This window comes from Nostoc sp. CALU 546, from assembly GCF_048836525.1.
The window spans coordinates 45,805-59,383 of sequence record NZ_JAWJTF010000021.1; the positions used below are offsets into that span (position 1 = coordinate 45,805).

The 13,579-nt window shown below is 46.4% G+C and carries 12 protein-coding genes and 2 pseudogenes; 4 read left to right on the forward strand and 10 right to left on the reverse strand.

The features are described from left to right. Positions 1-155: 155 nt before the first annotated feature. From RRG12_RS13110 to groES, 6 genes and pseudogenes are all read right to left on the reverse strand, one after another. Positions 156-929 (reverse strand): ChaB family protein, encoded by a 774-nt coding sequence (locus RRG12_RS13110; protein ID WP_179075976.1) that lies wholly within the window; start codon positions 927-929, stop codon positions 156-158. A 187-nt stretch (positions 930-1,116) separates the two neighbouring features. After that, complete coding sequence (dnaK, locus tag RRG12_RS13115) at positions 1,117-3,006, reverse strand: molecular chaperone DnaK (RefSeq protein ID WP_420759588.1); 1,890 nt, start codon at positions 3,004-3,006, stop codon at positions 1,117-1,119. A 243-nt stretch (positions 3,007-3,249) separates the two neighbouring features. After that, positions 3,250-3,840 carry a DsbA family protein gene (locus tag RRG12_RS13120; RefSeq protein WP_420759589.1) on the reverse strand — a complete coding sequence of 197 codons (591 nt, stop codon included), beginning with the start codon at positions 3,838-3,840 and terminating at the stop codon, positions 3,250-3,252. A 45-nt stretch (positions 3,841-3,885) separates the two neighbouring features. After that, on the reverse strand, positions 3,886-4,356 hold the full coding sequence (locus RRG12_RS13125) for an Hsp20/alpha crystallin family protein (RefSeq protein WP_011316759.1): 471 nt from the start codon (positions 4,354-4,356) through the stop codon (positions 3,886-3,888). 377 nt (positions 4,357-4,733) lie between these two features. Next, positions 4,734-5,783: pseudogene (groEL, locus tag RRG12_RS13130) on the reverse strand (chaperonin GroEL); the annotation flags it as partial. Between the two features lie 262 nt (positions 5,784-6,045). Next, entirely contained in the window at positions 6,046-6,357 is a 312-nt protein-coding gene (groES, locus tag RRG12_RS13135; RefSeq protein WP_420759590.1) for a co-chaperone GroES, read from the reverse strand. A 387-nt stretch (positions 6,358-6,744) separates the two neighbouring features. Between groES and RRG12_RS13140 the strand changes: the two genes are divergently transcribed. Together RRG12_RS13140 and RRG12_RS13145 are read left to right on the forward strand one after the other, a co-directional pair. Next, complete coding sequence (locus RRG12_RS13140) at positions 6,745-7,194, forward strand: DUF1931 family protein (protein ID WP_016863622.1); 450 nt, start codon at positions 6,745-6,747, stop codon at positions 7,192-7,194. 188 nt (positions 7,195-7,382) lie between these two features. Next, entirely contained in the window at positions 7,383-9,056 is a 1,674-nt protein-coding gene (locus RRG12_RS13145) for an IS66 family transposase (protein ID WP_420759591.1), read from the forward strand. A 168-nt stretch (positions 9,057-9,224) separates the two neighbouring features. Here RRG12_RS13145 and RRG12_RS13150 read toward each other — a convergent pair whose 3' ends face one another. The 3 genes and pseudogenes from RRG12_RS13150 to RRG12_RS13160 form a co-directional block, all read right to left on the reverse strand. Next, positions 9,225-9,389 carry a hypothetical protein gene (locus RRG12_RS13150; protein ID WP_420759592.1) on the reverse strand — a complete coding sequence of 55 codons (165 nt, stop codon included), beginning with the start codon at positions 9,387-9,389 and terminating at the stop codon, positions 9,225-9,227. A 23-nt stretch (positions 9,390-9,412) separates the two neighbouring features. Continuing rightward, a pseudogene (locus RRG12_RS13155) lies at positions 9,413-9,658 on the reverse strand (hypothetical protein); the annotation flags it as partial. Positions 9,659-9,848: 190 nt separating this feature from the next. Next, the gene (locus RRG12_RS13160; RefSeq protein ID WP_420759593.1) at positions 9,849-11,036 is read right to left on the reverse strand and encodes an NADH:flavin oxidoreductase/NADH oxidase; all 1,188 of its coding nucleotides are present in this window, start codon (positions 11,034-11,036) and stop codon (positions 9,849-9,851) included. 88 nt (positions 11,037-11,124) lie between these two features. On the opposite strand from RRG12_RS13160, the gene RRG12_RS13165 reads away from it, so the two are divergent. Further along, entirely contained in the window at positions 11,125-11,256 is a 132-nt protein-coding gene (locus RRG12_RS13165) for a hypothetical protein (RefSeq protein WP_268743815.1), read from the forward strand. Positions 11,257-11,647: 391 nt separating this feature from the next. Continuing rightward, complete coding sequence (locus RRG12_RS13170) at positions 11,648-11,866, forward strand: metallothionein (protein ID WP_099070196.1); 219 nt, start codon at positions 11,648-11,650, stop codon at positions 11,864-11,866. 317 nt (positions 11,867-12,183) lie between these two features. On the opposite strand, the gene zwf is transcribed toward RRG12_RS13170, so the two are convergent. Continuing rightward, entirely contained in the window at positions 12,184-13,560 is a 1,377-nt protein-coding gene (gene zwf / locus RRG12_RS13175; protein WP_420759594.1) for a glucose-6-phosphate dehydrogenase, read from the reverse strand. Positions 13,561-13,579: the final 19 nt, after the last annotated feature.

Sequence of the window (13,579 nt, forward strand, 5' to 3'; positions counted from 1 at the left end):
CAAGTACTCAAGGGAGGAAAAAAGAAAGCCCACGATCAAAACTTGCAGCCCTTTAAGGAGTCGGTGATATCAGTTCATGATGGTTCTCCTAGTTTTTTAAGTTGTTTTGTGACTGGAATAAGTGCCTTTTTCGTCGCGGTCGCAACTCTGGAAATTTACGATCTGACTTTAGACCTGGAATAAGTGCCTTTTTCGTCGCGATCGAACACCTGTTTGACCCGATCCCAAGCCTTCGTCAAGGCATTATCTTTTCCATTGGCTTCTCTGAACGACCGATTGTAGGTATCAACAAAAGTTTTTTGCGCGTCGTCCGACAGATTTGCTCTAATTTCTGGTGAAATCTGCTCATTATCTGCCAGTTCACCTTTTGGTTGACGGGGAATCTTCATGTCAGTGATAGCGACTTCTTCCGCACCCGCACTTTCTAACAGTGAGACAACTTCGTCTGCTTGTTCTTGTGGCACTTCCGCGACCAGTAAAAACTCACCTGCTTTCAGGCGTGTTTCGTAAATAGCAGCTTTGTCCTCCGGCATACCCATTGCGATTAAGGCAGCTCCAATGCCTGCTCCCAAGGAACCATACAAAGCACCGCCTGCCGCTCCTAATAATGCTGCTCCCAAAGGGCCTGCTGCTACTACGGTTCCCAAAAAGGGAATGAACAACACACCCACACCCGTAAGTAAAGCCAACAGAGAACCAAACAGCGATCCAAAAATCGCTCCGGTGGCGAGTCCATCCAAGATCACATCTTGTTTAGTCACAAATCCGGAGATGCGAGTTTCAGCATGGAAATTGCGACCAATAATCGAAATGTGATCTTTGGGAATACCGCGATTGATTAGACGCTCAACCACTTCTTGCATCTTCTTTTCATCTTTGAAGATAGCAGAGACACTTTTGAGGGCGGTTTTTTCAGATGTAGAAGTCATAAAAATTACTCCAAATTAAAGAACTAGATAACATCACGAAATGTGGCGCAGATTTAAGGATGCGGGGATAGGAAGAGAGTATTTGATAAAATTTCACTGCGTCACCCTCTGGGTGACGCACGCAGGCTCCCTAAAGCAGTTCCTTTAACTCTGAGAACCAGAGCAACGGACTGCTCACTGCGTCTTGTTACTTTTGTTCCACAAAGTCTGCATCAATGACATCTTCACCACTGCGTTGTCCGTCTGCGGAGGTACCGCCATCTGGAGATGCGCCTGCTTGTGAGTAGACCGCAGTGCCGATTTGCATCAGGGCTTGTTGAATTTCGTTGGTGAGAGACTTCATGCGATCGATGTTGTTCTGCTCAATTGCCTGACGCAAGTCTCGAATTAAGCCTTCCACGCGGGACTTGTCTGCTGGTGGCACTTTGTCACCCAAATCCTGAAGCTGTTTCTCGGCTTGATAGGCGACAGAATCCGCCATATTTTTGGTATCAATTTGTTCGCGCCGCCTACGGTCTTCTTCCGCATTGCGCTCGGCTTCTTTCACCATCCGTTCTACTTCAGATTTGTCGAGGGTAGACGCACCTGTGATGCTAATGGACTGTTCTTTACCTGTGGCTTTTTCTCTGGCAGTTGCTGACAGAATCCCGTTAGCATCAATGTCAAAGGTAACTTCAATTTGTGGCATACCTCTGGGACCTGGAGGAATCCCATCTAGTCGGAAGGTTCCCAGGCTCTTGTTGTCGGATGCCATTTCGCGTTCACCTTGCAGAACATGGATTTCTACGTTTGTTTGTGCATCAGCCGCCGTTGAGAACACCTCGGACTTCTTCACTGGGACAGTGGTATTGCGCGGAATAATCTTGGTCGTCACACCACCTAGAGTTTCAACACCCAGCGACAACGGCGTAACATCTAGGAGCAGTACGTCTTTTACCTCACCCCCAAGCACACCCGCCTGAATCGCTGCACCCATTGCTACGACTTCATCCGGGTTGACACCCTGGTGTGGGTCTTTGCCTATTATCTGCCGTACCAGTTGCTGGACAGCCGGCATTCGAGTTGCACCACCCACTAGGATTACTTCGTCAATATCTGCGGGACTCAGTTTAGCATCGCGCAGAGCTTGTTCGACAGGAATGCGGCTGCGATCGAATAAGTCGGCACACATTTGCTCGAACTGTACCCGCGTTAAGGTTATATCTAGATGTTTCGGGCCTTCCGGGGTTGCAGTAAGAAAAGGTAAGTTAATGTTCGTCTGTGTTGCGCCTGACAGTTCAATTTTGGCTTTTTCTGCTGCTTCGGTGAGGCGTTGCAGGGCTTGTTTGTCTTTACGGAGGTCGATGCCTTCGTTACGCTGGAATTCGGTTGCTAACCAGTCTACGATTCTCTTATCAAAGTCATCACCGCCCAAGTGGGTGTCGCCACTGGTAGCTTTCACTTCAAACACGCCATCGCCGACTTCCAGGATAGACACATCAAACGTCCCACCGCCTAAGTCAAATACCAAGATAGTTTCGTTAGTTTTCTTGTCAAGTCCGTAGGCGAGGGCAGCAGCCGTTGGCTCGTTGATAATTCGCAGAACTTCAATCCCGGCAATTCTACCAGCATCTTTGGTAGCCTGCCGCTGAGAGTCATTGAAATAGGCAGGGGTGGTAATTACCGCTTGCCTCACTGGTTCCCCCAGATATGTGCTGGCATCATCTATCAGCTTGCGGACTACCTCAGCCGAGATTTCTTCGGGTGAAAATTCCTTGTTCAGAGCGGGACAGTGTAGCTTGACGTTGCCATTACTGTCACGTACCACCTTGTAAGTAACTTGTTTTGCCTCTTGGGTGACTTCATCATACCTGCGCCCGATGAACCGCTTAACGGAATAAAAGGTGTTTTCTGGGTTCATTACACCCTGGCGCTTGGCAATTTGCCCGACAAGTTTTTCGCCCTTCTTGGTGTAAGCAACCACAGACGGAGTTGTGCGACCGCCTTCTGTGTTCGGAATAACGACGGGTTGTCCACCTTCCATTACGGCTATACAGGAGTTGGTAGTTCCTAAATCAATACCAACGATTTTTGCCATTGTTAGTAACCTCCTTCAAAGATTGGGATAAAAAATTGAGAGTCTGGATTCAGGACAAGTTGAATAAATGGTATTAAGAAGTCAGAGGGCAGAAGGGGAATCCCCATAAATAAATTTAGGGGATTTAACAACGGCTTCTGAAAGTAAGGGTTTCCCGACTTGAGCAAACTGGCGTGGGCTTGTGACCTTTTGGCAGAGGGAAGAATCTATCCTTGAACCTTCTGCCCTCTGGCTCCTTAGCACTCAGGATTCGGCTGCGTTTTGAATCGCGGCTAACAATGAGCGGAGGTCGTAAGAGCCATCGTGGCGCACACCGTTGATGAAAAAAGTCGGCGTGCCGTTGACCCCGCTCTGGATTCCGCTGAGTAAGTCTTCGCGTATCTTGGCTGCGTGGGCGTGCTCGGCGAGTTCGTGACTAAACCGAGGCACATCAAGACCGAGGTTAGCGGCATATTCTATTAGATGTTTGCGATCGAGCGCCTGTTGATGTTCAAAGAGATGGTCGTGCATCTCCCAGAACTTACCTCGCACCCCAGCGGCTTCTGCTGCTTCTGCTGCCTGCTCGGCGTGGGGATGCACGCTAGTTAACGGGAAGTGGCGGTAGACAAAGCGCATGAGATCCCCGGTCAACTGCTGGAGTTCTTTGATGATGAAATGGGCACGACCGCAATAGGGACACTCATAGTCTCCGTATTCCACGAGGGTGACGGGTGCGTTTTTTGTCCCTCGGATATGGTCGCGTTCACCTTCAGGTGTGCCGTTCGCAGTAGCGTCTCTGAAAGAGAAGGCATCGCTAACTGGGAGGCTAAGTTCGCCCATTGCTGTTGTGATCATGTTGTCACCTCCTGCTCTTAAGGGAGTGCTTTGGAAAACATTGCGTCACTGCCCTTGCCCGTTGCCCCTGTGCCCGTCACCTAAGTTTACTTTCACAACCTTGTTCCTATCTTCTTCAGCCTTGGGCAGCCTCAGCTTGAGAATGCCATCTTTGTATTCTGCTTGCACCTGATCGTGCTGGACACGGGTAGGCAACGGAATTACGCGCTGAAACCTGCCATAGCGGAATTCGGTGCGGGTGATGCCTCTTTCTTCGGTTTTAATTTCTGATTTCCGCTCACCGGAAATAGACACTGCCTCTGGCGATACCTGCACATCTAGGTCTTTGGGGTCTACACCGGGAATTTCTACCTTGAGATGAACCGCATCGGGGGTTTCTTGAATCTCTGCGGAGGGAATAAAGGCAATGCCTTCCTCTTCTCTACGACCTGTCGGTGCTATCTCATCAAACAAGCGGTTTAACTGCCGCTGCAAACTTTCAACTTCTCGGAAAGGTTCCCAACGAACGAGTGCCATAATTTTAAGTCTCCTGATGATCTATACTTGAGTGTTTAGAATTCTGCATTAGACTGGGTTTTGTCAGTTGCTGAAACAGCGTTACTATCTTCCAGTGCTGAACTCTATTGACACTATAGAGAAGAAATCTAAGGACTTTCTGAGGAAATTATGATGATTGGGGATTGGGACAAGGCAAAATTGTAAGGGGAAAAACAAATAACTTCCCTTTAACCTTTCTCAGTTACGCCAGTTCGCTCAACGGGAGAAACCCTCCGAAGTTGCTCCACTTGGGCAAAGACGACACTTGCTACAACGGAGGGAACCTCCGCAACGCAGTGTCTCCCAAAGACTGCACTTCTCTCCGCACGCGACTGGCTCCCCAATACCCAGTCTCCTCAATAATCGAAGCCTTCGCCAGGACCAGGGCCGACACCAGCTGGCGCTTTCGCCTGCTTGTCAGGTTTTTCTACCACAACACCCTCAGTGGTCAGCACCATACCACCAATAGATGCAGCATTCTGCAAAGCACTACGAGTCACCTTCACTGGATCGACAATGCCCGCCTCGAACATATTCACAAATTTATTAGCAACGGCATCGTATCCCTCATCAAAGGGCAGTTCACGGACGCGCTCCACAATCACCGCACCATTAGCACCAGCATTATCAGCAATGCGACGTAGTGGAGCATAAAGGGCGCGAGCCACAATCATAGTGCCCGTCAACTCTTCATCCTTCATTTGGCTCTTTGCCCATTCCTCAAGCTGGGGAGCAATGTGTGCTATTGTTGTACCGCCACCGGGCACAATTCCTTCTTCAACTGCGGCTTTGGTGGCATTAATTGCATCTTCTAGACGTAGCTTGCGGTCTTTGAGTTCAGTTTCGGTGGCAGCACCGACCTTAATCACCGCGACACCACCTGCCAGTTTCGCCAGCCGTTGTTGCAGTTTTTCCTTATCGTAGGAGGATTCAACTTCTTGGATTTGGCGACGAATTTGTTCGATGCGAGCTTTGACAGCTTCTTCGTTGCCTTCTGCCACGATGGTTGTGTCGTCTTTGGTAACGATCGCTCGCCGGGCTTTACCAAGCATTTCTAACCTGACATTTTCTAGCTTAAAGCCCGTATCTTCGCTAATCACCTGAGCACCTGTGAGCGCTGCGATGTCTTCCAGCATGGCTTTACGTTGAGCGCCAAAGCCGGGAGCCTTCACCGCCGCGACTCGCAGCACACCGCGCAAATGGTTTACAACTAAAGTTGCCAAAGCTTCTTTTTCAATGTCATCCGCAATGATTAGTAGGGGTTTGCCTGTCCGAGCAATTTGCTCCAGAATCGGCACCAAATCTTGAACCATTGTAATCTTGCGATCGGTGATTAAAATGTGGGGTTCTTCCAGTACTGCCTCCATTCGCTCTGGATCAGTCACAAAGTAAGGCGAAATGTAGCCTCATTCCGCCCTTTGGGACCGAGGGTGACAGCGACGGCTTCGGTCAGAGCGTCAAAGCCTTTTTCCAATGTCCAACGGGCCGTGTCCTTGTACAGAATTGTCTTTACCATAGAAATGTTGTCCTTGTTAATTTTAATTAGGATGTTTTCAGTAGTGCTGAATAGAGACGCGATTTATCGCGTCTGTACAAGAGTTAGGAGTTTTATCTCCCCCTGTTCCCCCTGCTCTCTTTTCCCCAATACTCAGTCCCTTTGAAAGCTGCTTACTCCACAATCGCCAGGACATCTTTTTCAGACAACAACACGTATTCTTCGCTACCGAGTTTAATGTCGGTTCCGGCATATCTGGAATAGAGAACTCGCTCGCCAATTTTCACTTCCATTGGCTGACGAGATCCATCCTCATTACGCTTCCCCGGGCCGACTTGCACCACTTCTCCAATCTGTGGCTTTTCTTTGGCGGTGTCGGGCAATAAAATTCCCCCAGCAGTTTTTTCTTCCGCTTGCGCGACCTTAATAAAGATGCGATCGCCCAATGGTTTTATTGTCGAAATACTCAGCGATACGGCTGCCATAGGCTATTCTCCTGTTGAGAAGGCAGGAGGCAGTAGGTACATTAGTGAGTGGGCTTTAAACCCACAACTAAAGTTTTTGTCAGTTGTATGGCAAAAACCGGGGTGCAAGAATTTCTGTTGAGGTTCAGCTTAATTGAGTACGATGGTGGGATGTACTGATAGTTGCAGATATCGGCTGAGTTGCAAAGCACTGCAAATGTGATTGGTTGTGAGATTTAGCTCACAGGCTAAAGGGTGCGGCTACTATTAACCGAACTGTATTGAAATAAAACCTCATTGGAGCGGACTGAAGAGAGCCGTCAGTACTAAGTTCAAGGTTATTAGCATCTGCTCAATTCAACCGTTAAACACTGAGGTTGTTTAATGTTCTCAAAGAGGATTTAAATCATGTCAGTAATCAGTATTTCTAAATTCGAGCGCTTCTTCCGCACTGTGGCAGGTCTAGACGTGGACAAGAACGACCTTAAGCGTTACAGCGACTTCGTCAATCATAAAACCTACGATCTTCTCCTTCGTGGCCAGGCTACGGCGAAGGCGAACGGGCGCGACATCATCGAACCTTTTGATGTACCTATTACAAAGGGACTGGAGGAGAGAATTCACAACTTCAAGGAGATCAACGAGGAGATTGAGCTAAAGCCCATACTGGATTACATGACGACGCGGCCACTGCTCGACCTGGACTACAGTAAAGAGACCGAGGCACGGCTTCCAGACATCGTGGGTGGACTTAGTGTGGCACTTGCCCGCACCTTCAAGATCATCGATCCTGATCTCAAGAACCCCCAGACGATGCAGTGGGAGCGCGCCTTCAGCATTTTTGACTTGCTGCTGTAGACTCAGTAAATAGATGGAACGGCATCGAAAAATGGGCGGGGGCTACTTCCGCTTTTTTGTCAAATACCAAGATTAACAATGGTTAAGCGCCTAAATATGCCTTCCTGGAAACGTATCCGCTCAAGAAATAGGGGTAGTGCAAAAAAGAAAAAGTAGATAGATGCACAGAGCGTCGTAGAATATATCACATGGCGCAAAAGCAATCTCCAGAAAAACAAGTAGAGGAATTGTTGCAAACCATCGACCCATCACAGTTTGCAGATGAGTCATTGCGGCATATATTAACTGTTCTGCTAAACGTAATAGAGCAGCAACAATTAGAGATTAAAGAACTACGTGAAGAAAACCAAAAATTGCGGGACGAAAACAATCGTCTTAAAGGTGAACAGGGAAAACCAGATATAAAAAGCAATAAACAAAAAGGTTTCCAGAGCAATCATTCATCCGAGAAAGAACGACATACTCCAAAAAAACATACTAAAAGTAGCAAAAATCAGAGTATAAAAGTAGACAGGACAGAAATTCTTGATTACCCATCGAGTGAGTTACCAGCTGATGCACAGTTCAAAGGCTACGAAGAGGTAATCATTCAAGATATTTCACTTAAAACTGATAACGTATTATTCCGGAAAGAAAAATATTACTCGCCAAGTGAGGGAAAAACATATTTAGCATCTTTACCACCTGGTTACGATGGAGAATTTGGACCAGGAATAAAGGCTTTAGTGATGAGCCTATATTATGGTGGCAATATGACCCAAGGTAAATTGCTGGAATTTTTGGAGAATATTGGGATCTCAATGTCCGCAGGCTATTTATCAAATCTACTAATTAAAAACGCACTCTCTTTTGAAGCGGAATTTAATCAAGTCTATACATCTGGGTTAGAAAGTAGCTCATGGCAACATATAGACCAAACAAGTGCCCGTGTTAAAGGAGTAAATCAGACCACGAATGTAATTTGTAACCCCTTTTACACAGTCTACTCAACTACAGCAAAGAAAGACCGATTAAGCGTAATAGGAGTCTTGCAAAACACACAAGAGCTGGAATACGTTCTAGGGGAGCTGACTTACGAGTTGCTCACAAGTTTTAATGTCCCAACTAAATGGCACAATCAAATTAAATTGTTACCTCAAGAAAAAGTTTTTATACAATCAGAGTTTAATTCATTGCTGGATAAGTATTTAAGCAAGCTAGGTGCTCAACACCGCACTCGTGTTTTAGAAGGTGCGGCAATTACATTCTATCATCAGCAATCGGAAATACCAGTGATAGAATTTCTGGTGTGCGATGATGCACCCCAGTTCAAATTAATCACAGATAATTTGGCATTATGTTGGGTGCATGAAGCAAGACATTATAAAAAGTTAAGTCCATTTGTGGGTTTTTATCAACAAACGTTAGACAAATTTCTTGGGGAATTTTGGGATTACTACCGAGAATTAGTAGCTTACAGAGATTCCCCAAACCTAGACACAAAACAGAAATTAAAGTCTAAATTCTGGAAGTTATTTGGTACGGAAACTGGATATAAACAATTAGATGAGCGAAAAAAATTAACAGCAGCAAAAGAATCCGAACTTTTGCTAGTCTTGTCACATCCAGAATTACCGTTGCATAATAATCCGGCGGAATTAGCTGCTAGAACTATGGTGCAGCGACGAAAAATTAGTTACGCCACTCAAACGAGTGAGGGTACTAAGGCGTGGGACATTTTTATGTCTCTTGTTGCAACTACTCGTAAATTGGGAATCAGCTTCTTTGAGTACATACATGACCGGATTTCTCTCTGTTGTAAAATCCCCGAATTGGGTACTATTATTCGAGAAAAATTCTCTCAATCGCCTCAAACTTTATAGTAAAACCTTTGCATGTAAATACAATGCCTACTTTAGAAAAATATAGTTAACTCTCACGAAATCGGATGCTAGCAACTCTTCTTACTTTTATTCGCTACCCCGACTTATTGAGCCGATACCTGGAAACTGCGATCGCCATTGAAGGCAAGCGTTAAGCTGTTTTAGGACTTACGCACGCTCTATGAATTCTCGGCGTTCTTCTCTTCGAGACGCTTCGCGTTGGCGGTATGCCTCCGGCACGCTACGCGAACGATAAATTAAGCTTTGTGGCGATTTTTGCGTAAGTCCTGTGTTTGATTCCTGGTGGGGACGGTAGTTTAAGTTTGTTGACAAAATTTTGAGGAATAGCGCACATCCTAACTTGTTGCTGCTGATTTTTTTCCATTCCCGTTGCTGTCCACACTGGCAACAAATGACGGTTGCTGTGAACTGGAAGTTGACGACTCGCCTCGCAGTCCCTTGCGGCGCTGGTTCTTAGGAACTCCTCCCGCCATGCCGTACTCTACACTGCTTTTGCCATATCGAGTCGCAACTCCCATCAGCATGTGCTCTGCCACATCTGCCAACTCTCGCTCTGTTTCTAGCATTTCACGATATATTTGACCCGATTAAGTACTTTGCTGCCCCAGAAAATCAAGACTTAGGAGTAGTCAAAGCCCTGCCAAAGCCAGTCTCCAAGCTTGATTTATCGCCTTTTCCTGCACCCTCTTGACAAATGTGCAATTACCTTAACCTCTCACTGATGCCCCTGCCTTCTCTAGTTGATCCCACTGTTGTGCAACGCCAAATTTTTCACCTTCTCTGTCGTTTAACTGCATAACCGTAAGGCACAGGCCAATTAGGTTCTTCATCCAAGCTACAACGGGCATAAATCGACCAGTATGGATTGCGGAGTAATTCTCGACCGATGAGAACCAAATCTGCACACCCACGAGTAATTATTTGGTCGGCATACTCAGCCTCATTTATCAGCCCCACAGCTCCTGTCATGATCCCAGCCTCTTCTCGGATTTTGGCAGCAAAAGGTACTTGATAGCCTTTCTCCACTGGAATTCTGGCATGAGGTACTAAACCTCCTGTGGAAACATCGATCAAATCAACGCCCAGAGTCTTTAGTTCACGGGACAATATAATTGATTGCTGGAGATCCCAACCTCCCTCTACCCAGTCGGTAGCCGAGAGGCGCACAAAAAGCGGCATCCCGTTGGGCAAAACATCTCGTACTCGCCTTACTACCTCCAGTAATAAACGCATTCGGTTCTCCAACGAACCGCCGTAAATATCTGTTCGGCGATTACTGAGTGGTGAAAGAAAAGAATGCAATAAGTATCCATGTGCTGCGTGGATTTCAATCATTTGAAAACCTGCTTGCAGGGCACGCTGCGCTGCTGCAACGAACGCAAAGATAACTTCTTGAATACCACGCTCATCGAGGGGTATTGGTACAGGAGAGTTCTCTTGAAAAGGAATTGGGCTAGGTGCGACAGGCTGCCAACCTCCTTGTTCGGGTGTCAGTGGCGTACCACCCAACCAAGGAACATTGCAACTTGCTTTCCTTCCAGCATGGGCTAATTGAATCCCTGTAACAGATCCCTGTTGGCGAAGGAAGCGCACAATGCGAGTTAGTGACTCGATTTGCTTATCGTCCCAAAGCCCAAGGTCGCCAGGTGTAATCCGTCCTTGGGGTGTTACGGCTGTCGCTTCAACCATAATCAGACCAGTTCCTCCCACAGCCCGACTCCCTAAGTGGACGAAGTGCCAATCGTTAGCAAATCCATTCTCTGCTGAGTATTGACACATTGGTGACATCGCCACGCGACTTGGCAAGGTGATATCTCGAATTATTAGTGGAGTAAACAAATCCACTTCGGGTATTTCCAAGTCGTGCAGACTCCTTGATTGACAGCCTTGATAACCTGGGGTTTTTAATTCGGTCTGGGCTGGAGATGATGACAAAGTTGTTATGTTCTGTGTAGTCATGATTTGACTTTTCCGTGCTTTATGAACTCACACTTAACGTTTGACTTTCAACTTTTTTTGGCAGACTGCTAGGTGGAAACTGGTATTTATGAATCTTGACGATCGTGTTCTCAAAGGAGTCTCTGCTGATTTGCGATCGCCTACGGCGGGGCATAGCCCATCGCATCTTTGTGAGCATATTCTCCCAAAATTCCCGCTTGTTGTGAATCAAGCTCACTGAACGCAGCAAAGCGACCATATAAGATTAAAACATCACCGGGACGGACATAGGTAGAACCTTGCGGTGCGCCGATGTATTACCCAGCCTACATTAGAGTGGCATGTTGGCTCCCACCCAGTTCCATAACATAGACATTGTTTGCTGAACTTGAACACTAACGCTAGTTGGTAAATCTAAGGAAAATCTGAGGAGATGCTGGGAGGCAGAAGGTAGGAGGTAGTCCAGGGGAAACGCATCTTATTTCCTAATAAAAACTAAAGAAGATTCAAAAATGACATAGATAATTGTCAGTAGACCGAAAAGTTTGGCGATGCTTAATAGTTACTTGAGACAGATGGTTATTTATTAAACAATTCAATAATATGACTTCAAAACAAATTTGATGTTATCCATGACTACAACCGTTACTCAAATGAAATGTGCTTGTCCATCTTGCCTATGCGTTGTTTCTCTGACTGATGCTGTCATCAAAGATGGTAAAGCTTACTGTGGAGAAGAATGTGCCAATAATCATCCCAATGGGCAAGGCTGTGGTCACACAGGCTGTGATTGTCAATCCAATTCGCAATTACCAATTCACAATTCGCAGTTACAATCAGTGGTAGCTTGAACTCACGACCTAGAAGCACCACTGAATCAAAAATTCAGTGGATAATTTTAATGCACTCACGCTCTTTCTGGGGTTCAAAAAGCGTGACAAGACATAGTGAACCGGACGCTCACCTAATGATTAAGTACACAATCATGAAGCAGAGCATCTTTTACTGATGATGTTGTTCTGCTGCTAGAGGTGATGAAAAAAATGGGACTGCCGGAAATTTAGTTCGGCGAAGGCTTCTATAATTGCGATTTGAGACATGGGAGAGATGCATTAATGAGTAAACTTGAAAACCAATACCAACTCTTCGAGTACACTATAGGAAGATATCACGTCTCATTAGGATTATGCCAACCGCCATCTGGGGGAATCATGCTATCCGCCAAAGGAGGCCCCCAGGTATGAGGTGCGTATTCGTAAACAGGGGTTGCTCGATCTAGGATAGGAGCGACAATTTGCCACTGTGCTTCTACTTCATCCTGGCGAGCAAATAACATGGAGTCGCCTTTCATGGCATCTTCCAAAAGCCGCTCGTAGGGATTCATCTCATTGCCATGCTCGACTTGAGCGACTAGTCCGACTTCGCTACCCACCATTCCGTCGCCTGGGGTTTTAGAGCGAATGCCGATCGCAGTCAGCACATTTGGACTAAGACGAAAGTAGAAATAATTTGCTAATCCAAAGGCACGCTCGCCAAAAACATCCTGCGGCGGACGCTTGAGCCTGACCACAACTTCAGTAGTTGTACTCGGTAAACATTTGCCTGCACGAATGTAAATCGGAACGCTAGCCCAGCGCCAAGTATCAATGTTGAGCTTAACTGCCGCGAAGGTTTCGACCTTGGAATCAGGAGCTACACCAGGTTCTTGGCGATAGCCCTTGTACTGCCCGTGCACTACATTTGAGGGTTCGATTGGATCTATGGATTTGAGCAATCGCGCTCTTTCATCTCGGATGGCTTCATGCTGCTCGTTGATGGGCGGGTCCATCATTAAACACGCCGTCACTTGAAGTAGATGATTTTGCACCACATCCCGAATAGCGCCTGTCTCTTCATAAAACTGTCCCCGTCCATCGATGCCAAATTTTTCAGCCATCGTGATTTGGATGCTGGCAATACTGACGCGATGCCAAATCGGTTCGAGTAATGAATTGGCGAAGCGAGTGTAGAGAAGGTTTTGGACTGGTTCTTTTCCCAAGTAATGGTCAATCCGAAAAATATGACTTTCGGGAAAGATAGAGTGCAGAATGCAGTTCAGCATTCTAGCCGATTCTAGATCGCGTCCAAAGGGTTTTTCTACAATAACGCGACCATTCTTTACACAACTTGATTGACCTAACCCTTCGACAACCGTCGCAAACAAACTGGGAGGAATGGCTAAGTAATACAGAGGAGCTTCAGCTATTTGGAGTACCTGGCATAATTTATCATAGGTGGCGCGATCGCTATAATCACCAAAAATATAGTAAAGTAATGAACACAGTTTCTGGAAAGCTGCCTCATCAACGCCTACCTGTTCCTCCAGGCTCTTACGCACATAAGATCGTAATTGTTCGATGCTCCAATCTCGCCTACCCACTCCAATAATTGGAATGTCAAAATGACCGCGCTGAATCATCGCCTGTAAGGCAGGAAAGATTTTTTTGTAGGCTAAATCACTTGTGATCCCAAAAAATACCAGGGCATCGGAGAGTAAAGCTGCCATGATTAACCTCCATATCGAC

Bases quoted from the DNA above. Each gene is read 5' to 3' on its own strand.
- RRG12_RS13160 (WP_420759593.1), bottom strand. From the start codon at position 11,036: ATGACTACACAGAACATAACAACTTTGTCATCATCTCCAGCCCAGACC.
- RRG12_RS13165 (WP_268743815.1), top strand. From the start codon at position 11,125: ATGAATCTTGACGATCGTGTTCTCAAAGGAGTCTCTGCTGATTTGCGA.
- RRG12_RS13145 (WP_420759591.1), top strand. From the start codon at position 7,383: ATGGCGCAAAAGCAATCTCCAGAAAAACAAGTAGAGGAATTGTTGCAA.
- dnaK (WP_420759588.1), bottom strand. From the start codon at position 3,006: ATGGCAAAAATCGTTGGTATTGATTTAGGAACTACCAACTCCTGTATA.
- RRG12_RS13120 (WP_420759589.1), bottom strand. From the start codon at position 3,840: ATGATCACAACAGCAATGGGCGAACTTAGCCTCCCAGTTAGCGATGCC.
- groES (WP_420759590.1), bottom strand. From the start codon at position 6,357: ATGGCAGCCGTATCGCTGAGTATTTCGACAATAAAACCATTGGGCGAT.
- RRG12_RS13110 (WP_179075976.1), bottom strand. From the start codon at position 929: ATGACTTCTACATCTGAAAAAACCGCCCTCAAAAGTGTCTCTGCTATC.
- RRG12_RS13125 (WP_011316759.1), bottom strand. From the start codon at position 4,356: ATGGCACTCGTTCGTTGGGAACCTTTCCGAGAAGTTGAAAGTTTGCAG.
- zwf (WP_420759594.1), bottom strand. From the start codon at position 13,560: ATGGCAGCTTTACTCTCCGATGCCCTGGTATTTTTTGGGATCACAAGT.
- RRG12_RS13140 (WP_016863622.1), top strand. From the start codon at position 6,745: ATGTCAGTAATCAGTATTTCTAAATTCGAGCGCTTCTTCCGCACTGTG.
- RRG12_RS13170 (WP_099070196.1), top strand. From the start codon at position 11,648: ATGACTACAACCGTTACTCAAATGAAATGTGCTTGTCCATCTTGCCTA.